The sequence below is a fragment of the Nocardioides sp. J9 genome (assembly GCF_007829375.1).
Classification (GTDB): Bacteria; Actinomycetota; Actinomycetes; order Propionibacteriales; family Nocardioidaceae; genus Nocardioides.
Genome location: NZ_VLJQ01000094.1, coordinates 1 through 24,616 on the forward strand (window position 1 = coordinate 1; position 24,616 = coordinate 24,616).

23 protein-coding genes, 2 pseudogenes and 1 riboswitch are annotated in these 24,616 nt (G+C 72.2%); of the genes and pseudogenes, 7 read left to right on the top strand and 18 right to left on the bottom strand.

Going from position 1 to position 24,616, the window contains the following annotated elements; genetic code table 11:
• Window positions 1–295 precede the first annotated feature (295 nt).
• The 8 genes from thiC to L615_RS16165 form a co-directional block, all read right to left on the bottom strand.
• Window positions 296–1,966 (bottom strand): phosphomethylpyrimidine synthase ThiC, encoded by a 1,671-nt coding sequence (gene thiC / locus L615_RS16130; protein ID WP_145725732.1) that lies wholly within the window; start codon window positions 1,964–1,966, stop codon window positions 296–298.
• Window positions 1,963–2,658: a hydroxymethylpyrimidine/phosphomethylpyrimidine kinase gene (locus L615_RS16135; protein ID WP_145725733.1), complete on the bottom strand. Its 696-nt coding sequence runs from the start codon at window positions 2,656–2,658 to the stop codon at window positions 1,963–1,965. Before L615_RS16135 ends, thiC begins: the two co-directional genes overlap by 4 nt.
• Window positions 2,655–3,221: a thiamine phosphate synthase gene (locus L615_RS16140; protein WP_145725734.1), complete on the bottom strand. Its 567-nt coding sequence runs from the start codon at window positions 3,219–3,221 to the stop codon at window positions 2,655–2,657. The genes L615_RS16135 and L615_RS16140 overlap by 4 nt, the downstream gene beginning before the upstream one ends.
• Window positions 3,221–3,997: a thiazole synthase gene (locus L615_RS16145; RefSeq protein WP_145725735.1), complete on the bottom strand. Its 777-nt coding sequence runs from the start codon at window positions 3,995–3,997 to the stop codon at window positions 3,221–3,223. Before L615_RS16145 ends, L615_RS16140 begins: the two co-directional genes overlap by 1 nt.
• The gene (gene thiS / locus L615_RS16150) at window positions 3,994–4,191 is read right to left on the bottom strand and encodes a sulfur carrier protein ThiS (RefSeq protein WP_145725736.1); all 198 of its coding nucleotides are present in this window, start codon (window positions 4,189–4,191) and stop codon (window positions 3,994–3,996) included. Before thiS ends, L615_RS16145 begins: the two co-directional genes overlap by 4 nt.
• On the bottom strand, window positions 4,188–5,177 hold the full coding sequence (locus tag L615_RS16155) for an FAD-dependent oxidoreductase (protein WP_145725737.1): 990 nt from the start codon (window positions 5,175–5,177) through the stop codon (window positions 4,188–4,190). The genes thiS and L615_RS16155 overlap by 4 nt, the downstream gene beginning before the upstream one ends.
• On the bottom strand, window positions 5,177–5,782 hold the full coding sequence (gene thiE / locus L615_RS16160) for a thiamine phosphate synthase (RefSeq protein ID WP_028654582.1): 606 nt from the start codon (window positions 5,780–5,782) through the stop codon (window positions 5,177–5,179). Before thiE ends, L615_RS16155 begins: the two co-directional genes overlap by 1 nt.
• Window positions 5,775–5,884, bottom strand: a riboswitch (TPP riboswitch). It overlaps the preceding gene by 8 nt.
• Before the next feature lie 3 nt (window positions 5,885–5,887).
• Window positions 5,888–6,973: an NAD(P)/FAD-dependent oxidoreductase gene (locus tag L615_RS16165; protein WP_261376735.1), complete on the bottom strand. Its 1,086-nt coding sequence runs from the start codon at window positions 6,971–6,973 to the stop codon at window positions 5,888–5,890.
• 252 nt (window positions 6,974–7,225) lie between these two features.
• On the opposite strand from L615_RS16165, the gene L615_RS16170 reads away from it, so the two are divergent.
• The 4 genes and pseudogenes from L615_RS16170 to L615_RS24365 form a co-directional block, all read left to right on the top strand.
• The gene (locus L615_RS16170) at window positions 7,226–8,503 is read left to right on the top strand and encodes a choice-of-anchor P family protein (protein ID WP_145725739.1); all 1,278 of its coding nucleotides are present in this window, start codon (window positions 7,226–7,228) and stop codon (window positions 8,501–8,503) included.
• Between the two features lie 93 nt (window positions 8,504–8,596).
• Window positions 8,597–10,285, top strand: coding sequence for a fumarate hydratase (locus L615_RS16175; protein WP_222430577.1), 1,689 nt, complete (start codon window positions 8,597–8,599; stop codon window positions 10,283–10,285).
• A gap of 43 nt (window positions 10,286–10,328) precedes the next feature.
• Window positions 10,329–10,892 (top strand): annotated as a pseudogene (locus L615_RS24770) (serine hydrolase domain-containing protein); the annotation flags it as partial.
• A gap of 67 nt (window positions 10,893–10,959) precedes the next feature.
• Window positions 10,960–11,328: pseudogene (locus tag L615_RS24365) on the top strand (serine hydrolase); the annotation flags it as partial.
• Window positions 11,329–11,331: 3 nt separating this feature from the next.
• Here L615_RS24365 and L615_RS16185 read toward each other — a convergent pair.
• Together L615_RS16185 and L615_RS16190 are read right to left on the bottom strand one after the other, a co-directional pair.
• Window positions 11,332–12,264: a DUF1648 domain-containing protein gene (locus L615_RS16185; protein WP_145725741.1), complete on the bottom strand. Its 933-nt coding sequence runs from the start codon at window positions 12,262–12,264 to the stop codon at window positions 11,332–11,334.
• On the bottom strand, window positions 12,261–12,623 hold the full coding sequence (locus tag L615_RS16190) for a GntR family transcriptional regulator (RefSeq protein ID WP_028654586.1): 363 nt from the start codon (window positions 12,621–12,623) through the stop codon (window positions 12,261–12,263). Before L615_RS16190 ends, L615_RS16185 begins: the two co-directional genes overlap by 4 nt.
• A gap of 62 nt (window positions 12,624–12,685) precedes the next feature.
• Between L615_RS16190 and L615_RS16195 the strand changes: the two genes are divergently transcribed.
• Window positions 12,686–14,068 carry an aspartate ammonia-lyase gene (locus tag L615_RS16195; RefSeq protein WP_145725742.1) on the top strand — a complete coding sequence of 461 codons (1,383 nt, stop codon included), beginning with the start codon at window positions 12,686–12,688 and terminating at the stop codon, window positions 14,066–14,068.
• Window positions 14,069–14,080: 12 nt separating this feature from the next.
• On the opposite strand, the gene L615_RS16200 is transcribed toward L615_RS16195, so the two are convergent.
• Window positions 14,081–14,398 (bottom strand): hypothetical protein, encoded by a 318-nt coding sequence (locus L615_RS16200; RefSeq protein ID WP_028654588.1) that lies wholly within the window; start codon window positions 14,396–14,398, stop codon window positions 14,081–14,083.
• Between the two features lie 109 nt (window positions 14,399–14,507).
• On the opposite strand from L615_RS16200, the gene L615_RS16205 reads away from it, so the two are divergent.
• Window positions 14,508–15,923, top strand: a complete 1,416-nt coding sequence (locus tag L615_RS16205; RefSeq protein WP_222430579.1) for an acyl-CoA synthetase — start codon at window positions 14,508–14,510, stop codon at window positions 15,921–15,923.
• 495 nt (window positions 15,924–16,418) lie between these two features.
• On the opposite strand, the gene L615_RS16210 is transcribed toward L615_RS16205, so the two are convergent.
• Entirely contained in the window at window positions 16,419–16,979 is a 561-nt protein-coding gene (locus L615_RS16210; protein WP_232221676.1) for a lytic transglycosylase domain-containing protein, read from the bottom strand.
• 291 nt (window positions 16,980–17,270) lie between these two features.
• On the opposite strand from L615_RS16210, the gene L615_RS24370 reads away from it, so the two are divergent.
• Complete coding sequence (locus tag L615_RS24370; protein WP_261376734.1) at window positions 17,271–17,660, top strand: DUF2200 domain-containing protein; 390 nt, start codon at window positions 17,271–17,273, stop codon at window positions 17,658–17,660.
• A gap of 29 nt (window positions 17,661–17,689) precedes the next feature.
• Here the strand turns inward: L615_RS24370 and L615_RS16220 are convergent, their stop codons facing one another.
• The 6 genes from L615_RS16220 to rpsL all read right to left on the bottom strand — a co-directional run bounded on the left by L615_RS16220 (window position 17,690) and on the right by rpsL (window position 24,395).
• A complete protein-coding gene (locus L615_RS16220) occupies window positions 17,690–19,015 on the bottom strand; it encodes a PhoH family protein (protein ID WP_315897793.1) in 1,326 nt (441 codons plus the stop codon).
• Between the two features lie 191 nt (window positions 19,016–19,206).
• Window positions 19,207–19,950: a tRNA (guanosine(46)-N7)-methyltransferase TrmB gene (gene trmB, locus L615_RS16225; protein ID WP_145725745.1), complete on the bottom strand. Its 744-nt coding sequence runs from the start codon at window positions 19,948–19,950 to the stop codon at window positions 19,207–19,209.
• A 93-nt stretch (window positions 19,951–20,043) separates the two neighbouring features.
• On the bottom strand, window positions 20,044–21,237 hold the full coding sequence (gene tuf / locus L615_RS16230; RefSeq protein ID WP_028654594.1) for an elongation factor Tu: 1,194 nt from the start codon (window positions 21,235–21,237) through the stop codon (window positions 20,044–20,046).
• Window positions 21,238–21,341: 104 nt separating this feature from the next.
• The gene (gene fusA / locus L615_RS16235; RefSeq protein WP_145725746.1) at window positions 21,342–23,465 is read right to left on the bottom strand and encodes an elongation factor G; all 2,124 of its coding nucleotides are present in this window, start codon (window positions 23,463–23,465) and stop codon (window positions 21,342–21,344) included.
• A gap of 83 nt (window positions 23,466–23,548) precedes the next feature.
• Window positions 23,549–24,019: a 30S ribosomal protein S7 gene (gene rpsG / locus L615_RS16240; RefSeq protein ID WP_028654596.1), complete on the bottom strand. Its 471-nt coding sequence runs from the start codon at window positions 24,017–24,019 to the stop codon at window positions 23,549–23,551.
• Between the two features lies 1 nt (window position 24,020).
• A complete protein-coding gene (gene rpsL, locus L615_RS16245) occupies window positions 24,021–24,395 on the bottom strand; it encodes a 30S ribosomal protein S12 (RefSeq protein ID WP_028654597.1) in 375 nt (124 codons plus the stop codon).
• Window positions 24,396–24,616: the final 221 nt, after the last annotated feature.

Sequence of the window (24,616 nt, forward strand, 5' to 3'; positions counted from 1 at the left end):
GGCGGCCTCGCACCTCAACCACCGGGAGTCCGGCGAGGCGAACCCAAGGCTTGCCGCCAGAACAACGCAACCACCCATCGGAGCCAACTGCGCGCGCGGCAGCGCGGCGCCCGCGCCGAAGGCGCGTCGAGGGCAAGTGCAGGCCGAGCGCAGCGAGCGCCTGCGCGCCGCCCTCGACAGGCGACGCGCTCGCGCCAGACAACACGGCGGGGGGCCGGTCGGCTACGGTGCGCGGCCGCCGACACCAGCCACGACAGCGACCAGCTGCCGCTGGTTGAGGCGCGAGGCGCCAGCCCTACGACGCCTCCGGCTCGACGTACACCGTCCCGCCGAGCTCGAGGAACTCCGCGGACTTCTGGGCCATGCCGTCGTCGGCGAAGCGCTTGCGGACGTCCTGGCTGATCCGCATGGAGCAGAACTTCGGGCCGCACATGGAGCAGAAGTGGGCGGTCTTGGCGTTCTCGGCGGGGAGGGTCTCGTCGTGGAAGGCCTCGGCGGTGACGGGGTCGAGGGAGAGGGCGAACTGGTCGCGCCAGCGGAACTCGAAGCGCGCCTTCGACAGGGCGTCGTCCCAGTCGCGGGCGCCGGGGTGGCCCTTGGCGACGTCGGCGGCGTGGGCGGCGAGCTTGTAGGTGATGACGCCGGTCTTCACGTCGTCGCGGTCGGGCAGGCCGAGGTGCTCCTTGGGGGTGACGTAGCAGAGCATCGCGGTGCCGTGCATGGCAATGGTGGCGGCGCCGATGGCGGAGGTGATGTGGTCGTAGCCGGGCGCGACGTCGGTGGCGAGCGGGCCGAGCGTGTAGAAGGGCGCGCCGTGGCACCAGTCCTGCTGGAGGCGGACGTTCTCCTCGACGAGGTCGAGCGGGACGTGGCCGGGTCCCTCGACCATCACCTGCACGTCGTGCTCCCAGGCGCGGGCGGTGAGCTCGGCGAGGGTGCGCAGCTCGGATAGCTGGGCCTCGTCGTTGGCGTCGGCGGTGCAGCCGGGGCGGAGGCCGTCGCCGAGGGAGAAGCTGACGTCGTACTGGCGGAAGATCTCGCAGAGCTCGTCGAAGTGCGTGTAGAGGAAGTTCTCCTGGTGGTGCGCCAGGCACCAGCCCGCCATGATCGAGCCGCCGCGGCTGACGATGCCGGTGATCCGGTTGGCGGTGAGCGGGACGTAGCGCAGCAGCACGCCGGCGTGGATCGTCATGTAGTCGACGCCCTGCTCGCACTGCTCGATGACGGTGTCGCGGAAGACCTCCCAGCTGAGCTTGTCCGCCTCGCCGTTGACCTTCTCGAGCGCCTGGTAGATCGGCACGGTGCCGATCGGGACGGGGCTGTTGCGGATGATCCACTCGCGCGTGGTGTGGATGTCGTCGCCGGTCGACAGGTCCATCACGGTGTCGGCGCCCCACGTGATGGCGTGGGTGAGCTTGTCGACCTCCTCGGCGATCGAGGAGGTGACGGCGGAGTTGCCGATGTTGGCGTTGATCTTCACCAGGAACCGGCGGCCGATGATCATCGGCTCGGTCTCGGGGTGGTTGACGTTGGCGGGGATGATCGCGCGGCCCGCGGCGACCTCGCTGCGCACGAGCTCGACGTCGCACTGCTCGCGCTCGGCGACGTAGCGCATCTCCTCGGTGACGACGCCGGAGCGGGCGTAGGCCATCTGGGTGACGGTGCGGCCGCCGGACGCGCGGCGGGGTGCGCGTCGTACGCCGCGCCACTCGCCCTGGGCGGCGCCTCGGCGGAGGGCGGAGCGGCCGTTGTCGACGAGCTGGACCTCGCGGCCGTCGTACTCCTCGGTGTCGCCGCGGCCGTCGATCCAGGCGGCGCGCAGTGCGGGCAGCCCGACCTCGGGGTCGGAGCCGGGGCCCTCGGTGCAGTAGCGGTCGAAGGTCTCGCCGTTGGTCAGCGCGACGCGGGTGAACGGCACCTTCAGGTCACCGACCTCGATGCGGGTGTGGGCGGGGTGGACGGTCATGCGGGAGCTCCTCGGTGGGTGGGGGTGGTGGAGGGGTGGACGTGGGCGACCGGGCCCCGGCCGCGTCCGAGGCGCCAGTGCTGGCTGACGAGCAGCTGGCGGGCGACGAAGGCGTCGGCCCGGGCGGCGGCGGTGGGGAGGTCGTCCCCGAGGGCGAGGTACGACGCCAGGGCGGCGCTGTGCGTGCAGCCGGTGCCGTGGTCGTTGGTCGTCGGGATGTCGCCGCCGCGGGTGACGAGCACGGTCGGCAGGTCGGGCCGGCCGAGGGCGTCGTGCTCCTCGGCGTTCGGGGTGCTGACGGTGGCGACGGGCAGCAGGTGCTCGCGGTAGGCGCGCACCACCTCCTCGGAGGCGAGCACCGCGCCGGAGGTGGCGACGACGACGGGGTCGACGACGAGGAGCCGGTCGGCGCAGCGCTCGGCGACCAGGCGCACCACCTCGGGGGTGGCGAGCATCCCGGTCTTCACCGCGGCCGGGTCGAGGTCCTCGAGCACGGCGTCGAGCTGCGCGGCGACGACGTCGAGCGGGACGGGGTGCACGGCGCGGACGCCGGTCGTGTCCTGCGCGGTCACGGCCGTGACCACGCACGCGCCGTGCACGCCGAGGGCGGCGAAGGTGGTGAGGTCGGCGGCGATGCCGGCGGCGCCGCCGGAGTCGGAGCCGGCGATCGTCACGACGACGGGCGGGGTCATGCCGCCACCGCCGCGAGCAGGCCGACGACGACCGCGCCGGGGGCCTCGGCCCGCATGACGGCGCCCATCACGGCGACGCCGTACGCCCCGGCAGCCCGGGCCTCGACCGCGCGACGGCTGTCGATGCCGCCGAGCGCGTGGACGGGCATCGGCAGGTCGGCCCAGACCTCGGGCGGCAGCGGCGGGCCGTAGCCGGGCTTGCTCGCGCTGGCGGCGTACGGCGACAGGGTGGCCCACCGGGCGCCGGTCGCCGCGGCCGCAGCCACCTCGGCACGGGTGTGGCAGGAGCGGCCCCACGCCACGTCCGGCAGCGCCGCCGCGCCGGCGGGCAGGTGGACCCCGAGGCAACCCGGCAGCGCCCGGTGGGCGGCGAGGACCGGCAGGCCCAGGGAGCGGGCGTGGGCGGCGAGGTCACTGCGGTCGTGGTCGGGCAGGTCGACCTCGCGGAGCACGAGCGCTCCCCCGTCGCCGAGGCCAGCGGCCGCGACGTCGTCGAGCACGTCGCGCAGGGTCCGGCCCGTCGGCACCTGGGTGCGGTCGGTGAGCACGAGCAGCCGCGGCATCACGCGATCCGTCCCGACATCGGGCTCGACGCGCGGGCGACGGCTCGGCGCGGGATCCGGCCGGCCCCGCGGGCGGACCGGCCGGCCTCGACGGCGAGTCGCAGCGCCCGGGCCATCGCGACGGGGTCGTCGGCGCGGGTCACCGCGGTGGCGGCGAGGACCGCTTCGCAGCCGAGCTCCATCGCGAGGGCGGCGTCGCTCGCCGTGCCCACGCCGGCATCGAGCACGACGGGCACGTCGACGGCCGCGCGCACCGCCTCGATCGCGTGCGGGTTGAGCACGCCGAGGCCGGAGCCGATCGGCGACCCGAGCGGCATCACGGCGGCGCAGCCGGCGTCGGCGAGGCGACGCGCGACCACCGGGTCGTCGGTCGTGTAGGGCAGCACGGTGAACCCGCGGCGCACCAGCTGCTCGGCGGCCTCGAGGAGCTCGACGACGTCGGGCAGCAGCGAGCGCTCGTCGCCGATCACCTCCAGCTTCACCCAGTCGGTGCCGAGCGCCTCGCGAGCGAGCTCGGCGGTCAGCACGGCCTCGSGGGCGGACAGGCAGCCGGCGGTGTTCGGCAGCAGCCGGACCCCGGCCGCGCGCAGCGCGCCGAGCAGGCTGCCGTCCGACAGCGAGGAGGCGCGGCGTACGGACACGGTGACCAGGCCGGGCCGGGCCGCGTCGAGGACGGGTCCCAGCAGCGACACGTGCGGCAGGCCGCCGGTGCCGAGGAGCAACCGGGACGACAGCACGGTACCGGCGACGACGAACGGGTCGGTGGTCGCGCTCATCCGCCCTGCACCGCCGTCACGACCTCGACCACGTCGCCGTCGGCCAGCGGGGTGGCCGGCCACTGGGCGCGAGGCAGGACCTCGCCGTTCAGCGCGACCGCGACCCCTGACGGGGCCGGGTACCCGAGGCGGCGGCCGAGCAGGTCGGCGACGCTCCCGATCGCGGCGACGGGTTCTCCGTTGAGGGTGATCATCGTACTCCTTCCCTCCGGGGGTCGACGGCTGGGTCGACGGCCCCGGTCTCCAGGTGGTCGGCGACGAGCTGCGCGGTCAGCGGGGCGAGCAGCACGCCGTGGCGGTGGTGGCCGGCGGCGAGGACGACGCCGTCGACGCCGCTCGGTCCGACCAGGGGCAGCCCGTCGGCGGTGGACGGGCGGTCGCGGGCGGTGGCCTCGACGAGCTCGGCGCGCTCGAGCGCCGGCCACAGCTCGCGAGCGGCGGCGAGCAGGCGCAGCGCGCCGCCGGCCGTCACGACCGGCCCGTCGTCGTGGTGCTCCGACGTCGCGCCGACGACGACCCGGCCGTCCCCGCGCGGGACGAGGTAGACCGGTTCACCGGCGACCCAGCCGCGGACGGTACGGCGCGGCGGGTCGTCCGAGCGCAGCCGCAGGACCTCGCCCCGCACGCCTGTCACCAGCCGCGTCCACGGCTCCGGGAGCCGGGCGCCGGTGGCGACCACGGTGACGTCGGCGCCGACGGGCGCCGTGTGCACCGGGACCCGCGCCAGCAGGGCGGCGCACACCGCCCGCGGGTCGACGCTCCCCTCGCCGGGCAGCAGGGCACCGCCCGCGACCCGGGCCAGGGCCGGCTCGTGCTCGCGGACGCCGGCCCGGTCGAGGGGCACCGCGTCGTGGCCGTGCCGGGCGAGCAGCTCGACCTGCCGGTCGACCTGCTGGAGGTCGGCGGCGTCGTGCCCGACGAGGAGGGTGCCCTCGCGACGCACCGGGACGCCGAGCCGGGCGGCCAGCCCCGGCCACAGCCGCAGCGATGCGGTCCCGAGCCGCAGCACGTCCTCCTCGCCGTGCCAGACCTCGGCGGCGGGGCTGAGCATCCCCGCCGCGGCGTACGACGCCCCGCTGGCCGGGCGCGGGTCGACGAGGGCCACGGCGTGGCCGCGGCGCTGCAGCTCCTCGGCGACGGCCAGCCCGACGATCCCGGCCCCGAGGACCTCGACCCGCATCAGGCCACCGCCGCGACGAGCTCCTTCGCTGCTGCCACGGGATCGCGATGTCGCCAGATCGCGCCGATGACCGCGACGCCGTGGGCGCCGGAGGCCCGCACGGCGCTGGCGCCGTCGGCGTCGATGCCTCCGATGGCGATGATCGGCAGGACGCCGGTGGCGTCGGCGACCGCGCCGGCGCCGAGGGGCGCGGGCAGGCCGGGCTTCGACGTGGTCGCGAAGACCGGGCCGAGGCCGGCGTAGTCGGCGCCGTCGGCCCGGGCGGCCTCGACGTCGGTCCGGGTGCGGCAGGTCGCCCCGACCAGCAACCGGGGCGCGAGCCCGCGGGCGTCGGCGACGGCGAGGTCGTCGGCGCCGAGGTGGACCCCGTCCGCGCCTGCCGCGAGGGCGACGTCGACGCGGTCGTCGACGACGACCAGCGCGCCGTGCGGTCGCACGGCGGCCACGACGGCACGCGTCAGCGCGACGAGGTCGCGGGTGCCCAGCTCCTTGGCGCGGACCTGGAAGCCGTCGACGCCGGCCTCGGCGAGCACCGGCAGCAGGGCGTGGTCGTCCCGGTCGGAGACCAGGCAGTGCAGGCGCGGGGTAGCGCGAAAAGCAGTCATCTCAGTCCGTTCCTTCGCCGGCATGACCCGGATCAGGTGTGACGGTCGGAGCGGCTCCAGCTCCCTCTCAGCCCGCTGCCGCGGACTCCCGTGGGGTGTCGTGCGTCACGCTAGCGCACGGTCACCGGCCCCCCGCAACTCGCTGTCCACGTAGCGGCGCACGGCCAGCGCGGCCGCACGCCCGGCCCGGTTCGCCCCGATGGTGCTGGCCGAGGGGCCGTAGCCGACGAGCTGCACGCGCGGGTCGCGCTCGGCGACGGTGGCGGTCTGCACGTCGGCGCCCGTCTGCAGCAACGCGATCCCGCCGCGGGGGCTGCGCAGGTGCAGCGGCGCCAGGTGCGCCACGGCGGGCCGGAAGCCGGTGGCCCAGAGGATGACGTCGACCGGCTCGAACGCCGGCTGGCCGGGCGCGGGGTGGTCCCAGCGCACGCCGTCGGGCTCGATCCGGTCGAACATCGGGAGCCGGCGGTCGTAGGCGCCGAGCCGGGCCGCCTCCTGCTCCTGGGGTCGGAGGGCGAGGCCGGTGACACTGACGACGCTCGCCGGCGGCAGACCGGCGCGGACCCGCTCCTGCACCAGCTCGATGGCGTGCCGGCCGAGGCGCTCGTCGAAGTGGTCGCGCCACACCGGCGGCCGTCGCGTCACCCACAGCACGTCGGTGCGCGGGGCGAGCTCGCCGATGAACTGCACCGCCGACGCGCCGCCGCCGACGACCAGCACCCGCTTGCCGGCGAGGTGCTCCGGACCGGGGTAGTCGTGGGTGTGCAGCTGCTCCCCGCGGAACTCCCCCGCCCCCGGGTACGACGGCACGAACGGCCGCGACCAGGTGCCGGTCGCGTTCACCAGGGTCCGGGTCGTCCACCGCCGCTCGCCGGCGTGGACCACGAGCAGGTCGCCCTCGGAGCTCACCCGGTCGACGCGCACCGGCCGCTCGACCGGCAGTGCGTGCTCGGCCTCGTAGCGGGCGAACCACGCCGGCACGACCTCGTTGGCCCGCTCGGCCGACCCGCCGGGGGCCGGCGCGTCGGGCAGGTCGGCGACGCCGTGCACGTCGGCCATCGTCAGCGAGTCCCAGCGGTGCTGCCAGGCTCCGCCGGGTCGTTCGTCGGCGTCGAGGACCACGTGGTCGAGCCCGAGCCGGCGCAGGTGGAAGGACGCGGAGAGACCGGCCTGACCGGCTCCGACCACCACGGCGTCGTACACGTGCACGTCAGCCCAACGCCCCGGGACCGCAGACCCTGCCCCGGTACCCCCTGCGACATTGGTCACCCCTCTCAACCTCACGGCGCGGAACCGATAGCCTTGCCCTGGCCGAGCGTGACCTGGACCGGGGCTGCTCCGTTGACCCACCGGGTACAGCTCGGCAATTTTCCCCTCACGTGGCGTTCCGTCGTTCCAGTGAGGGACACGACAACGCAATCAACACGTGGGAAATGGGGACCCGTGAACATCCGCAAGCTCCTGAGCCTGATCGCCTTCCTGGCGACGGCCACTGCCCTGGTCGCCGTTCCGGCACCGGCGCAGGCCGCTCCGGTCGACGACTGGAACTACTCCGCCAACACCGGCGCCACCTACATCAAGGCGCTCGGCAACATCGTCTCCTCCGACCTGACCGCGCAGACCGCGATCAACGGTGGACCGGCCCGCACGCACAGCAACAGCACCGCGGCGGCCAACGTCCTCAACCTGGCGAGCGTCGGTGCGGCCGAGACCCGCACCACCGCCACCAAGGACGGCGCCAACATCAAGATCGAGTCGTGGTCGCGCACCGCTGGTGTGAGCCTGCTCAACGGCCTGATCAAGCTCGACGCGGTCGAGAGCACGGTCGTCACCACCGGCAAGCCGGACGGCACCAGCTCCGCGGTCGGCAACCACAAGCTGCTCGGCATCAAGATCCTGGGCGTCAACCTGCCGGTCAACATCCCGCAGAACTACGGCGTGAACATCCCGGGCGTGGCGGCGATCAGCCTCAACACGACCTACCACGCCGGCACCTCCGAGCTCTCCGCCACGCGCAGCTGGGCGGTCGCGGTGCAGCTGCTCAAGTCCCGCGACGGCTACGACGCCGGCACGGTCATCATCCTGAGCCCGGTCAACCACTACCTGCAGGAGGCCACCCCGGCCGCCAACGCCCCGCGCCTCGGCGGCTTCGCCTACAGCAGCCSCATCCAGGCCAAGGTCGGCACGCAGATCAGCGTCGTCTCCGACCCGACCGCCTACACCGGCACCCCGTTCGACGGCAGCAACGGCAACACGCTGCGCAACTCGACCGCCACCGTGAGCCTCCCGGGCATCGCGACGCTCGGCACGCTGACCTCGACCAGCACGTCGAAGCGTGACTCCAGCAACGGCAACGCCGAGATCACCAACACCAACAAGACGGTGGGCCTCAACCTGCTCGGCGGCCTGATCAAGGCCGACGCGATCGAGGTGACGGCGAGCGCCAAGCTCGTGGACGGCGTGTGGACGCAGTCGATGAAGATGTCGACGGTCAACCTCGTCATCGCCGGCCAGAAGATCCCGATCGACGTCGCGCCCAACACGGCCATCGACATCGCCGGGCTCGGCAAGGTCGAGATCAACAAGCAGGGCACCCTGCCGGCGCAGAAGATCAACAGGATCGACGGCCTGAAGATCACGCTCGACACGGCCCAGGCGGGCCTGCCGGTCGGCGCGGTCATCGAGCTCGCGATCGCTGCGACGCAGATGACGACTGCCTGACCAGGTAGCCGCACGGGCCAACAGGAGCGAGGGCCGGGACGCCGATGGCGCCCCGGCCCTCGTCCGATTTCGGGCGCGATACCCTTGGTGCTCGTGGCTGAAGCTGAGTTCCGGTACTCCGACCTCCTCCCGGCGTCGCACGACGACACGCCCTACCGCCTGATCACCACGGAGGGCGTGGAGACGGTCGAGGGCCCCGACGGCCAGACCTTCCTCAAGGTCGACCCCGCCGCCATCCAGCGGCTGACCGCCGAGGCGATGCACGACATCAGCCACTACCTGCGCCCGGCGCACCTGCGCCAGCTGCGCAAGATCATCGACGACCCCGAGGCGTCCGGCAACGACCGCTTCGTGGCGCTCGACCTGCTCAAGAACGTCAACATCTCCGCCGGCGGCGTGCTGCCGATGTGCCAGGACACCGGCACCGCGATCGTGATGGGCAAGAAGTCCGAGGGCGTGCTCACCGGCGCCGACGACGCCGAGTGGGTCAGCAAGGGCGTGTACGACGCCTACAGGAAGCTGAACCTGCGCTACAGCCAGCTCGCGCCGCTGACCACCTACGAGGAGAAGAACACCGGCACCAACCTGCCGGCGCAGGTCGAGATCTACTCGACCGCCCAGGGCCCGAAGGGCCCGGAGTACAAGTTCCTCTTCATGGCCAAGGGCGGCGGCTCGGCCAACAAGTCGTTCCTGTTCCAGGAGACGAAGGCGATCCTCAACCCCAAGCGGATGCTGGAGTTCCTGGACGAGAAGATCCGCTCCCTCGGCACGGCCGCGTGCCCGCCGTACCACCTCGCCGTGGTCATCGGTGGCACCAGCGCGGAGTTCGCCCTGAAGACGGCGAAGTACGCCTCCGCGCACTACCTCGACAACCTCCCCACCGAGGGCTCGATGAGCGCGCACGGCTTCCGCGACCTCGAGCTGGAGGAGGAGGTCTTCAAGCTGACCCAGTCCTTCGGCATCGGCGCCCAGTTCGGCGGGAAGTACTTCTGCCACGACGTGCGCGTCGTGCGCCTCCCCCGCCACGGCGCGTCGTGCCCGGTCGCGATCGCCGTGTCGTGCTCGGCCGACCGCCAGGCGCTCGGCAAGATCACCAGCGAGGGTGTCTTCCTCGAGCAGCTCGAGACCGACCCGGCGCAGTACATGCCCGACGCGGGTGTCGCCGAGGACATCTCCGGCGGTGAGGTCGTCAAGGTGGACCTCAACCGCCCGATGAGCGAGATCCTCGCCCAGCTGTCGCAGTACCCCGTCAAGACGCGGCTGTCCCTCACCGGACCGCTCGTCGTGGCCCGCGACATCGCGCACGCCAAGATCCAGGAGCGCCTGGACGCCGGCGAGCCGATGCCCGACTACCTCAAGAACCACCCGGTCTACTACGCCGGCCCCGCCAAGACGCCCGAGGGCATGGCGTCGGGCTCGTTCGGCCCGACGACGGCCGGCCGGATGGACTCCTACGTGAAGTCCTTCCAGGCCGCCGGCGGCTCGATGGTCATGCTCGCCAAGGGAAACCGCTCGAAGCAGGTCACCGAGGCCTGCCACGAGCACGGCGGCTTCTACCTCGGCTCCATCGGCGGCCCGGCCGCACGGCTGGCGCAGGACTGCATCAAGAGCCAGGAGGTCATCGAGTACCCCGAGCTCGGCATGGAGGCGGTCTGGAAGATCGAGGTCGAGGACTTCCCCGCGTTCATCGTCGTCGACGACAAGGGCAACGACTTCTTCACCGACCCCGGCGGCTCGGTGACCGTCCCGATCTCCGGCATCCGGGTCCGCTCCGCCGAGTGACCCGTCGGGGAACTCTCCCCGCCACCCACCCGTTCGTGGGGGCATGCGTCGTCAGTCTCGAAGGACCACGCCCCTGACCGAGCAGAGCCTGCTCACCGACCTCGGAGACGTCCCCTGGGGCGTCGGCCTGGTGGAGGACGGGGTCGTCTCGACGACCCGGCACCGGCTGCCGGCCGACGGTGACGTCGAGATCGGCTCGGTCACCAAGGGGGTGACCGGCCTGCTCTACCGCGACGCGGCCGAGCGCGGCGTCGTCAACCCGGACGACGAGCTCGGCCGCCACCTCCCCCTCGGCGACTGCCCCGCCGCCGCGGTGACCCTCGAGTCGCTCGCGCAGCACCGCTCGGGCCTGCCTCGGCTCCCCGTCCTGCCCGACATCTGGCGCCGGTCGTGGCGGATGTGGCGCGACCTGGCCAACCCGTACGACGACACGCTGGCCGAGCTGGTGGAGCAGGCGCGCGCGACGAAGGTGCGCCGACCGCGGGCGTCGTACTCGAACCTGGGCTTCCAGCTCCTCGGCCACGCCGTCGCTGCCGCGCAGGACACGACCTACGCGGACCTGGTCCGCGACCGCGTGGCGGGGCCGCTCGGCCTCGAGAGCTGGTACGTCCCCGCCACGCCCGCCGACCTGTCCCCGCACGCGGTGACCGGGACGGGCCGCGGGGGTCGACCGGCGGAGGCGTGGACCGGCGAGGGGCTGGGCCCGGCCGGCGGCATCCCCCCTTCGGCAGGAAGACGACCCGGCCGGCGGCATCCGCTCGACCGTCGACGACCTCACCCGCTTCGCCGCCGCGTTGCTCGACGGCGACGTCGTGGGCATCTCCGCCCTCGACCCGACCGCACGCTTCACGGGCCGGGCCGTGCAGGTCGGCGCCGCATGGTTGACCACCGAGTCCCGGGGGCAGGCGATCACCTGGCACAACGGCGGCACCGGCGGCTGGCGCTCGTACGTCGGTCTCGACCGGGCCGCCGGCCGGGCCGTGGCGGTCGTCCGCGGCACCTCCCGGTCGGTCGACGGGGTCGGCAGCAGCCTGCTGCGCTGAGGATCAGCGCGCGGATCGTGCCAGCACGGCGTTGACGAGGTCGGCGGCGGGCTCGGGGGCGTCGACGGTGACGGCGAACCGCTGACCGTCGGTGAGGGCGAGGACGAGGCCCGGCCCGCGGCGGACGACGGCGGCCCGGCCGCCCAGCGTGCGACGGTAGCCCCAGCCTCCCCAGCGCAGCGGGTCGACGTCCTCGGCGGTGGCGGAGGCCACCCGCTCGAGGGCGACACCGACCCGCGGCCAGAGCAGCGGGCCCCACGAGACGCTCACCGCCGCGTCGTCCACGCGGACGCTCACGGCGTGCAGCCAGCTCATGGCCACGGCSGCGACGGTCGCCACGATCGCGGSCGGCCACGCGGCGAACCACAGCGGGAGCGCGGCCACGGCGAGGACGACGCCCGCGACCAGCATCGGCCGGGACGATGCGCTGCCGACCCACACGGCCCGCTCGCCGTCGGCGAGCTCCATCGAGGACGTGGGCGCAGCGACGGCGGTCGCGACGTGGCGGGGCAGCTGTTTGTGCACCAGCGCCGCGGCGGCGACCGGGACGACCATCGCGAGCAGGACGATCCCGACGGGCAGGTCGACCTCCGTCGCGGTGGCCGCGCCCTCCGCGGCACCGAGCGTGGCGGCGTACAGGRCGGCGGACAGCCACGCGAGCCAGGTCAGTGCAGCGGCACCGGCAGCCCGGTCGACGCCCCTGCGCACGCCCGCGACGAGCACGAGCGCCGCGGCGGTGGCGAGCCCGGTGACCGTGGCGACGACGGCGGTGAGGGTCGCGAACGACGCAGTGCCGTCGACCTCCCCGGAGAGGTTCCAGTGCGTCGGCACCGGGTCGGGGACGTCCCCACCCAGCAGGAGCGCGACGCCGGCCACCAGGGCGGGCGCCAGCAAGGCCACGACGGCAGCAGCGAGCTGCCCGGAGCGGTTCGTCATCGGGTTGCCTCTCGGATCTCGTCGACCAGCTGGTCGGGGGTGATGCCCAGGCGGGCGGCTTCCTCCACGAGCTCCTGGACCAGGCGGCGCAGCGCCGTCCGGTCGCGGTCGAGCTGGTCGAGGTCGGCACGGACGTGGGCGCCGCGGCCGCGCCGGAGCTCGACCAGGCCCTCGTCGCGGAGCACCGAGTAGGCCCGCAGCACGGTGTGCATGTTGACGTCGAGGCCGGCGGCCAGCTCCCGGGCAGGCGGCAGCTTCTCGCCGGGGCGCACGGAGCCGTCGATGACCGCCGCCCGCACCTGGGCGGCGATCTGGTCGGCCAGCCCCATCGGGCTCGCCGGGTCCACGCGGATCAACATGTTCGCATCGTACTAGAACAATCCCGATTGCGTCACTTCCGCGGCGCGCTACCGTCGGGGACGTGACGAACTACCGGATCGAGCACGACTCCATGGGCGAGGTCCGGGTCCCGGCCGACGCCCTCTGGCAGGCCCAGACCCAGCGCGCGGTCGAGAACTTCCCGATCAGCGGCACGCCGATCGAGCCCGCGCTGGTGTACGCGCTGGGCGAGGTGAAGGCCGCCGCGGCACGCGCGAACGCCGAGCTGGGGGTGCTGCCTGCCGAGCTGGCCGACGCCATCCGCGCGGCGGCGCGGGAGGTGGCCGACGGCCGGCACGACGACCAGTTCCCCATCGACGTCTTCCAGACCGGCTCGGGCACCAGCTCCAACATGAACGCCAACGAGGTGATCGCGACCCTCGCCGCGCGCTCGGGCCAGCAGGTGCACCCCAACGACCACGTCAACGCCAGTCAGTCGAGCAACGACACCTTCCCCACGGCCATCCACGTCGCGGCGACGCTCGCCGTCGTTCGCGACCTGCTGCCGGCGCTCGAGGTGCTCGCGAGCTCGCTGGAGGGCAAGGCGGCAGAGTTCGCCGACGTCGTGAAGTCCGGGCGCACCCACCTGATGGACGCGACCCCGGTGATGCTGGGCCAGGAGCTCGGCGGGTACGCCGCGACCGTGCGCTACGGCGTCGAGCGGCTCACCTCGGTCCTCCCCCGCGTCCGCGAGCTGCCGCTGGGCGGCACCGCCGTCGGCACCGGCATCAACACCCCGCCGGGCTTCGCCGCGGCCGCCATCGCCGCGCTCGCCGAGGCGACCGGCGAGCCGTTCACCGAGGCGCGCAACCACTTCGAGGCGCAAGGCACGCGCGACTCGCTCGTCGAGCTCAGCGGCGTCCTGCGCACCATCGCGGTCGGGCTCACCAAGATCTGCAACGACCTGCGCTGGATGGGCTCCGGCCCCACGACCGGGCTCGCCGAGATCCACCTGCCCGACCTGCAGCCGGGCTCCTCGATCATGCCCGGCAAGGTGAACCCCGTCCTGCCCGAGGCGACGCTGATGGTCTGCATGCAGGTCGTGGGCAACGACGCGACGGTGACCGCGGCCGGCGCGAGCGGCTCCTTCGAGCTGAACGTCGCGATGCCGGTGATGGCCCGCAACGTGCTGGAGTCCGTGCGCCTGCTGTCGACGTCCATGACGACCCTGGCGCGGCGCTGCGTCGACGGGATCACCGCCGACGCGGAGCGGATGCAGCGCTACGCCGCGTCCTCGCCCTCGGTGGTGACGCCGCTGAACCGGCACATCGGCTACGAGGCGGCCGCGAAGGTCGCCAAGCAGGCGCTCGCGAGCGGCCGCACGATCCGCGAGACCGTGATCGAGATGGGCTTCGTCGAGCGCGGCGAGCTCAGCCTCGAGGAGCTGGACGCCGCGCTCGACCTGGCCGCGATGACGCGGCCCTGACCCAGGTGCCCGTCAGAGGCGGGTCTTGCTGCGGCCGGTGAGCGTCGCAGCAGCGACGACCGCCACCGCGGCGACGGCGACCTGCCACAGGTGGCGCAGCCAGTCCGGGCCGTCGGTGGCGTTGTCCCACGTGGCCGCGTGGCCGTCGAAGCGGCCGTTGTTGTGCCCGAAGAGCACCCAGTAGAGCAGGCTGCCGACGAGCATCCCGACGATGCCGCAGACGACGGTGAGCCAGAACGGGATCTTGTCGCGGTCGCCCGGCGCGACGGCCTTGCCGAGCAGGCCGATGATCGTGCCGCCGACCAGCGTGACGATGATGGTCCAGAGCATCTGGTTTCCTTCCGTCGTGCGGGGCACCCGTGCCCCGCCTTCCTTGCATCATGCACTTGCGCGACCCCCGATACCCGCACCCCGGGCCCGGATCCGGGAGGATGTCGGCGTGTCCGACCTGCTGACCGCCCTCGTCTCCGGCACCGGACGGTCCGTGAGCGTCGACGGCACGACGCTGGCCGCCCCGGACCTGCTCGGCGCCGCCGCGGCGCTGCGCGAGCCGCTCTCCGGCCGCTCGCGGGTCGCCGTGCACGCCACACCGACGATGGAGACCGTGGTCGCCGTGGTGGGTGCGCTGCTGGCCGGCGTGAGCGTCGTGCCCGTGCCGCCCGACTCGGGTGCGGCCGAGCTGCGGCATCTGCTCTTTGACAGTGCGCCCGACTGCTGGGTGGGACCGACCCCGCCCGACCCGCGCGGGATCGACCACGTGGCTGTCGACCTCACCGCGCGGGCGTCGTACACGCCGGCGGGGGTGGGTCCCGACGACGTCGCGTTCGTGCTCTACACCTCCGGCACGACGGGCCTGCCCAAGGGCGTGCTGATCCCCTACCGCGCGCTCACGGCGGGCCTCGACGGCCTGGCCGACGCCTGGGGCTGGACGGCGGACGACGTCCTCGCCCACGGCCTGCCGCTCTTCCACGTGCACGGCCTCGTGCTCGGCGTGCTCGGCCCGCTGCGCGTCGGCGGCGGGCTGGTGCACACCGGCCGGCCGACGCCGGAGCGGTACGCCGACGCGGTCCGCGAGGGTGCCACCCTGCTCTTCGGCGTGCCGACCGTGTGGAGCAGGGTCGCCGACGCACCCGAGCACGCCGCCGCCCTCCGGCCTGCCCGCCTCCTGGTCTCGGGCAGCGCTGCCCTGCCGGTGCCGGTCTTCGAGCGGCTGCGCGAGCTCACCGGCCACGAGGTCGCCGAGCGCTACGGGATGAGCGAGACCCTGATCACCGTGGCCACCCGCGCCGACGGTCGCCGCCAGGCCGGCTGGGTCGGCCTGCCGATCGCCGGCGTGGAGACCCGTCTGCGCGACGAGGACGGGGCCGCGGTGCCGCTCGACGGGGAGACGGTCGGGCAGCTCGAGGTGCGCGGCCCCACGCTGTTCTCCGGCTACCTCAACCGCCCCGACGCGACCGCCGAGGTGTGGACCCACGACGGCTGGTTCCGCACCGGTGACGTCGCCTGCATCGGCCCCGACGGCCGTCACCGCATCGTCGGCCGGGCGTCGGTCGACCTGATCAAGTCCGGCGGCTACCGGATCGGCGCCGGCGAGGTCGAGTCGACGCTGCTCGGCCACCCCGCCGTCGCCGAGTGCGCCGTGGTCGGCGTCCCCGACGACGACCTCGGCCAGCGCATCGTCGCCTGGGTCGTCCTCCGCTCCCCCGTCCCCGGCGAGGCCGCCCTGGCCACCGAGCTCACCGACCTGGTCAGCACCGAGCTCTCCGCCCACAAGCGCCCCCGCGAGGTCCGCTTCGTCGCCTCCCTCCCCCGCAACGAGATGGGCAAGGTCCAGAAGCAGCGCCTGCTCGACTGAGCCGACGCCGGCGGCAGCGCCGGTGGTCGCAGCACCGCTGGTTGAGGTGCGAGGCGCCCCAGCGCCGAGCCTCGAARCCAGCGGCCCCGGTCYACGCCCACTGTGCCCACCACAGCCCGCCCGGAAGCCCGGCCTCGCACAGCACGCCGCGCGTTCCCGCAATGCGCCTAGATGCAGCGCCGCTGGTTGAGGTGCGAGGCGCCCCAGCGCSGAGCCTCGAAACCAGCGGCCCCGGTCCACCGAACTGTGGTCGACAGTCCGCCAGGAAGGCCCGGAGGTTTCGAGGCTCGGCCGCGGGCGGCCTCGCACCTCAACCACCGGGAGGAACGCTCGGTCCACCTACGCCTGTCTGGCCGCCATGCCCACTGTGCCCCTTGCCGGAGGCAACTGCGTGCGCGGCAGCGTGGCGCCCGCGCGAAGGCGCGTCGAGGGCAAGTGCGGGCCGAGCTTGCGAGGCCTGCGCGCCGCCCCCGACAGGCGACACGCTCGCGCCTCCTAATACCAGCCGTGGCTCTCCGAATGTCCCCAGGCGCTGCAGGGGCTGCCGTACCGGCCCTGGATGTAGCCCAGGCCCCAGCGGATCTGGGTGGCGGGGTTGGTGGCCCAGTCGGCGCCGGCGGAGGACATCTTGGAGCCGGGGAGGGCCTGCGGGATGCCGTAGGCGCTCGACGTGGGGTTGTCGGCGTTCCAGCGCCAGTTGGACTCGCGGGTCCACAGCGAGTCGAGGCAGCCGAACTGGTCGGAGGAGAAGCCGAACTCCGGGAGCAGCGCGCGGGCGATGTCCTTGGGGTCGGAGTCGGAGAGGCGGCGCTCGTCGGTCAGCGCGGCGGTGGCGGACTCCTCGAGGCCGGCGGCCTTGGCGGGGTCGGCCTCGGGGCGGCGGTCCGAGCGGGACAGCACGGCCTCGCGGCGCTGGGTGTCGACCGGGGCGGTGCTGTCGCCGGCGGTCCTCAGGGCGTCGAGGTCGGCGCTGGCGGCCGGGGCGGCGACGTCGTTGCCGAGGACGCCGGCAGCGACCGACACCCCCGTGACGGCGGCAGCGACCGAGGACAGCACGAGGACGTTGCGTGCGGCCTTGCGAGGGGCTTGGGCGAGATGGGCATGTTTCGGCGTTCCGCGGTGCTTCGCGGGTGCGTGCTTCGACAAGTGTTCTCGACTTCGGGCTCGACTTCACGGGCCGGTCACCGCCCGATCGGGCCGGACCTCGTCGTCCTGGCCGCCGGTGACCAGCGACCACACTGCCTGACGGGCAGGGCAGGTGCAAACCGAACCGCACAGGTGTCGCGGCGGAATCTGATCACTCCTGCCACACCAGTCACAGCGGGCCCGCCGCCCCCTCGGGCACCGGTGAACCTGCTCACGTACGACGCGGCCTACTGTGGTGGGGTGCACCGGATCTTCACCACCAGCGTCGCGTCCGTCTACCCGCACTACGTGACGAAGGCGGAGCGCAAGGGCCGTTCGAAGGCGGAGGTCGACGAGGTCATCCGGTGGCTCACCGGCTTCAGCCAGGCCGAGCTCGACCGGCACCTCGCGGAGGGGACGACCTTCGTCGACTTCTTCGGCGCCGCGACGCTGAACCCGAACGCGTCGCTGATCACCGGCTCGGTGTGCGGGGTGAAGGTGCAGGAGGTCGAGGACCCGCTGATGCAGAAGATCCGCTACCTCGACAAGCTCGTCGACGAGCTGGCGAAGGGCAAGGCGATGGAGAAGGTCCTGCGCCAGCCCGCCGGCTGAGGCACCGGCGGGCTGGGCCCGGGGACGCGTCAGACGACGACGTTCTCCAGCATCTCGGTGACCAGCGCCGCGATCGGCGAGCGCTCGGAGCGGGTCAGCGTGACGTGCGCGAACAGCGGGTGACCCTTGAGCTTCTCGACCACGGCGACGACGCCGTCGTGGCGTCCGACCCGCAGGTTGTCGCGCTGCGCGACGTCATGGGTCAGCACCACCTTGGAGTTGGCGCCGATGCGGGACAGGACCGTGAGCAGCACGTTGCGCTCCAGGGACTGCGCCTCGTCCACGATCACGAACGAGTCGTGCAGGGAGCGGCCGCGGATGTGGGTCAGCGGCAGCACCTCGAGCATCCCGCGGTCGAGGATCTCGTCGACGACGTCGCTGGACGTCAGGGCACCGAGGGTGTCGAAGACCGCCTGGGCCCAGGGCGACATCTTCTCCGACTCCGAGCCGGGCAGGTAGCCGAGCTCCTGGCCGCCCACGGCGTAGAGCGGGCGGAACACGACGACCTTCTTGTGCTGCTGGCGCTCCATGACGGCCTCCAGGCCGGCGCACAGCGCCAGCGCGGACTTGCCGGTGCCGGCGCGGCCACCGAGGGAGACGATGCCGACCTCGGGGTCGAGCAGCAGGTCGAGCGCGACCCGCTGCTCCGCGCTGCGACCGTGGATGCCGAACGCCTCGCGGTCGCCGCGGACCAGGTGCACCTGCTTGTCCGGTCCGACCCGGCCGAGCGCGGTGCCGCGCTCGGACAGCATCACCAGGCCGGTGTGGCACGGCAGCTCACGGGCCTCGGCGAGGTCGAGCGTGCCGTCGTCGTACAGCTCGTCGAGCTCCTCGGCCGCGACCTCCACCTCCGCCATCCCGGAGTAGCCGGTGTCGGAGTCACCGATCGCCTCCCCGCGGTACTCCTGCGCGTCGAGGCCGACGGCGGAGGCCTTGATCCGCATGGGGAGGTCCTTGGAGACCAGGGTGACCTGGTGGCCCTCGTCGGCGAGGTTGCGCGCGACAGCGAGGATCCGGGTGTCGTTGTCGCCGAGGCGGAAGCCGGACGGCAGCGACGTGGCGTCGGTGTGGTTGAGCTCGACGCGCAGGCTCCCGCCGTGGTCGCCCACGGGGACGGGCGTGTCGAGGCGGCCGTGGGTCACCCGCATCTCGTCGAGCATCCGCAGGGCGCCGCGGGCGAAGTAGCCCAGCTCGGGGTGGTGGCGCTTGGCCTCGAGCTCGGTGATGACGACCACCGGGAGCACGACCTCGTGCTCCTCGAACCGCCGGAGTGCGGCAGGGTCGGCCAGCAGGACGCTGGTGTCGAGGACGTACGTACGGCGCTGCGCGCTGGTCTGGGCCTTCGTGTTCGACACGTTGAACCTCACCGGACCGCACGCCCCGCAGGGCCCCCGGCCCTATCCCTTGTTGGCGGACCGGGTTGCACAGTCGTGATGGTTCACGTCGGGCCTCCCGATGTGGCCGGCTTCCCCACCTGCCACTGCTTCGGAAACTACGCCCGGTGGGTTTCTGGTTGGCGCGCCACGCCGAACCGGAAAAGTTAATGTCAGGTGACGCGCCGGTAGGCCAGGTCGGTGATGGTGCGGCCCTTGGCGAGCCCCTTGCGCTCGAACTTCGTGACCGGTCGCTCGTCCCAGCGTTCCACGACGCCGCCCTCCATGAGCGGCTCTGCGTCGAGCACCTCGACCATCTGCTCGGCGTACTCCGCCCAGTCGGTGGCCAGGCGCCAGGTCGCGCCCGGCACCAGCCGGGAGGCGAGCAGGCGGGCGTTCGGCGGGGTGACCAACCGGCGCTTGTGGTGCCGCTTCTTGTGCCACGGGTCGGGGAAGAAGGTCCACAGCTCGGTGATCCTGGCCTCGGGCAGGAGGTTCTCGACGGTCCAGAGCGCGTCGACGCTGCAGAAGCGGACGTTGTCGGCGCCGGCGTCGGCGACGCGGCCCAGGCCCTCGGCGACGCCGGGACGCCAGACCTCCAGCGCCAGCACGTTGCACTCCGGACGGGAGGCCGCGAGGGCGGCGGTGGTCTCGCCGACTCCCCCGCCGATCTCGACGACCAGCGGCGCCTCGCGGCCGAACCACCGGGTCCAGTCGAAGTCGGGCTGGTCGACGGCGTCCTCGGGGATGACCCAGGCGTCGGCGTGCGCGTCCCAGGCGGCCTGCTGCTTCGGGGTGAACCGGCTGCCACGCCGGGTGTACGTCAGCACCTCCCGCACCCGCCGGCCGTCCTCGGTCAGCTTGTGGTGGGGCCGGGCGGGGCGGACGCCGCCCGTGGCGTGCTGCTCGTCGTTCACGTGCCCATTCTCCCGGCAGGGCGGGCCCGGCCGAAAATGCGGGAAGCCCCCGCCGCCGTGAGGCAGCGGGGGCTTCCCCCTGAGCAGGTCAGATCACTTGGTGATCTTCGTGACCCGGCCGGCGCCGACGGTGCGGCCACCCTCGCGGATCGCGAACTTCAGACCCTCGTCCATGACGATCGGCTGGATGAGCTCGACCGACATGTCGGTGTTGTCGCCCGGCATGACCATCTCGGTGCCCTCGGGGAGGGTCACGACGCCGGTCACGTCGGTGGTCCGGAAGTAGAACTGCGGACGGTAGTTGTTGAAGAACGGCGTGTGGCGGCCGCCCTCCTCCTTCGAGAGGATATAGACGCTCGCCTCGAAGTTGGTGTGCGGGGTCGCGCTGCCCGGCTTCACGACGACCATGCCGCGCTCGACGTCCTCGCGCTTGGTGCCGCGGAGGAGCAGACCGACGTTCTCACCGGCCTGGCCCTCGTCGAGGAGCTTGCGGAACATCTCGACACCGGTGACGGTGGTCTTGATGCCCTCCTCGCGGATACCGAGGATCTCGACCTCCTCGTTCACCTTGATGATGCCGCGCTCGATACGACCGGTGATGACGGTGCCACGACCGGTGATCGTGAAGACGTCCTCGACGGGCATGAGGAACGGCTTGTCGACCTCACGCTCGGGCTGCGGGATGTACTCGTCGACGGCCGACATGAGCTCGGCAACCGAGTTGGCCCACTTCTCGTCGCCGTTCAGCGCCGGGAAGGCAGCAACGCGCACGACCGGGACGTCGTCGCCCGGGAACTCGTACTCGTTGAGGAGCTCGCGCACCTCCATCTCGACGAGCTCGATGAGCTCCTCGTCGTCGACCATGTCGCACTTGTTGAGCGCGACGACCAGGGCGGGGACGCCGACCTGGCGGGCGAGCAGCACGTGCTCGCGGGTCTGCGGCATCGGGCCGTCGGTCGCGGCAACCACCAGGATCGCGCCGTCCATCTGCGCGGCACCGGTGATCATGTTCTTGATGTAGTCAGCGTGACCGGGGCAGTCGACGTGCGCGTAGTGGCGCGCCTCGGTCTGGTACTCGATGTGCGCGATCGAGATCGTGATACCGCGCTGGCGCTCCTCGGGAGCCTTGTCGATCGTGTCGAACGGCGACGCCTCGTTGAGGTCCGGGTACTTGTCGTGAAGCACCTTCGAGATCGCTGCGGTCAGCGTCGTCTTGCCGTGGTCGATGTGACCGATCGTGCCGATGTTCACGTGCGGCTTGGTCCGCTCGAACTTCGCCTTAGCCACTGGGGGCTCCTCCTGGTGTGGTTGTTACTTGACTCGTACTAAAGGGGTGGTGCGCCGAGGGTTCGCGTCGAGAACCCCCACGGGTCCGGGTGGACCCGGGGGAATCACTCGCCGCGCGCCTTCTTGATGATCTCGTCGGCGATGTTCGTAGGAACCTCGGCGTACGAGTCGAACTCCATCGAGTACGACGCCTGACCAGAGGTCTTGGACCTCAGGTCGCCAACGTACCCGAACATCTCGGACAGCGGCACGAGGGCCGACACGACGATGTCGCCGTGACGCTCCTCCTGGGCGCGGATCTGACCGCGACGGCTGTTGATGTCACCGATGACCGTGCCGAGGAAGTCCTCGGGGGTGGTCACCTCGACGGCGAACATGGGCTCGAGGAGGACCGGCTTCGCCATGCGAGCGGCCTCCTTGAACGCCTGGATGCCAGCGATCTTGAAGGCGAGCTCCGAGGAGTCGACGTCGTGGTAGGCGCCGTCCTCGAGCGAGACCTTCACGTCGACCATCGGGTAGCCGGCGAGGACGCCGAACTCCATGGCCTCCTGGGCACCGTTGTCGACCGACGGGATGTACTCGCGCGGCACGCGGCCACCCGTGACGTTGTTGGCGAACTCGTAGCCCGCACCGGTGCCGGTCTCGGGGTCGATGTTCGGCTCGATCGAGATGACGACCTTCGCGAACTGACCCGAACCACCGGTCTGCTTCTTGTGCGTGTAGCTGTGGTTCGACACGGTGCCGCGGATGGTCTCGCGGTAGGCGACCTGCGGCTTGCCGACGGTGGCCTCGACCTTGAACTCGCGCTTCATGCGGTCGACGAGGATCTCCAGGTGGAGCTCGCCCATGCCGGAGATGATGGTCTGGCCGGTCTCCTCGTCGGTCTTCACGACGAAGGTCGGGTCCTCCTCGGCGAGGCGCTGGATGGCGACGCCGAGCTTCTCCTGGTCGCTCTTGGTCTTCGGCTCGATGGCCACCGAGATCACGGGCGCCGGGAAGGTCATCGACTCGAGCACGACCGGGTTGGCCGAGTCGGAGAGGGTGTGACCCGTCCGGGTGTCCTTGAGGCCCATGACGGCGACGATCTGGCCGGCGCCGACGGAGGCGATCTCCTCACGCTTGTTGGCGTGCATCTGGTAGACCTTGCCGATCCGCTCCTTGCGGCCGTTGCTCGTGTTGAGCACGGTGCCGCCGGCCTCGAGCTTGCCCGAGTAGACGCGGACGAAGGTCAGCTTGCCCAGGTGCGGGTCGGCCGCGATCTTGAACGCGAGCGCGGAGAGCGGCTCGTCGACCGACGGCTTGCGCGCGATCTGGTTCTCCTCGGTCTCCTCGGCGCCCGGCTTGTGGCCGACGATCGCGTCGACGTCGAGCGGGGAGGGGAGGTAGTCGACGATCGCGTCGAGCAGAGGCTGGACGCCCTTGTTCTTGAACGCGGTGCCGGTGAGGATCGGGTTGACCTTGTCGGCCAGGGTCGCGCGACGGATGGCGGCCTTGAGGGTCGGCACGTCGAACGTGTCGCCGTCCTCGAGGTAGACCTCCATGACGTCGTCATCGGCCTCGGCGAGGGTCTCGACGAGCTTCTCGCGGTACTCCGCGGCCTTGTCGGCGAGGTCGGCGGGGATCTCCTCGACGACGTAGTCCTCACCCTGCTGGGTCTCGCCGCGCCAGAGCTTGGCGTTCATCTCGACAAGGTCCACGACGCCGACGAAGTCGGACTCGGCACCGATCGGGATCTGCAGGACCAGCGGGGTGGAGTTGAGCTTCTGCACGATCGAGTCGACGACGCGGTAGAAGTCCGCGCCGGTCCGGTCGAGCTTGTTGACGAAGCACATCCGCGGGACGGCGTACTTGTTGGCCTGGCGCCACACGGTCTGCGACTGCGGCTCCACGCCGGCCACACCGTCGAACACCGCGACGGCGCCGTCGAGGACGCGCAGCGAGCGCTCGACCTCGACGGTGAAGTCGACGTGCCCGGGGGTGTCGATGATGTTGATCTGGTGCTTCTTCCACCAGCACGTCGTCGCGGCAGACGTGATCGTGATGCCGCGCTCCTGCTCCTGCTCCATCCAGTCCATCGTGGCGCCGCCATCGTGGACCTCACCGATCTTGTAGGTGATGCCGGTGTAGAACAGGATGCGCTCGGTGGTGGTGGTCTTGCCGGCGTCGATGTGCGCCATGATGCCGATGTTCCGGACGACGTTCAGGTCCGTCGTGATGTCGACTGCCACGTGAGTCAGCGTTCCTTAGGTAAGGGGGATGGAGCGGTGGGTGCCGGAGCGGGCGCCGCCGGGGCGGGCCCGCTCCGACGACGTCACCAGCGGTAGTGGGCGAAGGCCTTGTTGGACTCAGCCATCTTGTGCGTGTCCTCGCGCTTCTTCACGGCGGCACCGAGGCCGTTCGCGGCGTCGAGGATCTCGTTCTGCAGGCGCTCGGCCATGGTCTTCTCGCGACGCTCCTGGGCGTAGCCGACCAGCCAGCGCAGCGACAGCGTGGTGCCGCGGTTGCCCTTGACCTCGACGGGGACCTGGTAGGTCGCACCGCCGACGCGGCGGGACTTCACCTCGAGCGCGGGGCGGACGTTGTCCAGCGCGCGCTTGAGGGTGATGACCGGGTCGGTGCCGGTCTTCTCGCGGGTGCCCTCGAGAGCGGCGTACACGATCCGCTGAGCGACCTGCTTCTTGCCATCCTGGAGCACCTTCGAGACCAGCTGGCTCACCAGCTGGGACCCGTAGACCGGGTCGACGTCGATGGGGCGCTTCGGAGCGGGGCCCTTGCGCGGCATGTCAGCTCTTCTCCTTCTTGGCGCCGTAGCGGCTGCGAGCCTGCTTGCGGTTCTTCACGGCCTGGGTGTCGAGCGCACCGCGGATGACCTTGTAGCGAACACCGGGCAGGTCCTTCACACGACCGCCGCGGACGAGCACGATCGAGTGCTCCTGGAGGTTGTGACCCTCACCCGGGATGTAGGCGGTGACCTCGACGCCGCTGCTCAGGCGCACACGGGCGACCTTGCGGAGGGCGGAGTTCGGCTTCTTCGGGGTGGTGGTGTAGACGCGGGTGCACACACCGCGCCGCTGAGGCGATCCCTTCAGGGCAGGCGTCTTGTTCTTCGACACCTTGTCCTGGCGGCCCTTGCGGACCAGCTGCTGAATGGTAGGCACTCTTGTGCTTTCCCTCTCGGTCTTGTCACGGCCCGGCACGGTGCCGGGCTCGGGGTACTGCTCACTGCTGTGTGCCGGATGCTGGATCCCCTGCGGCAACCACCGCTGATCGGGGGTTGCTCTGAGGGCATGCGGGACGTGCCGGGTCGCCCCAGACACGAGAATCGAGATTACCGGCCGCCCAGAGGCGGGTCAAAATGCCGGTCACGCCCCGGGGCCGA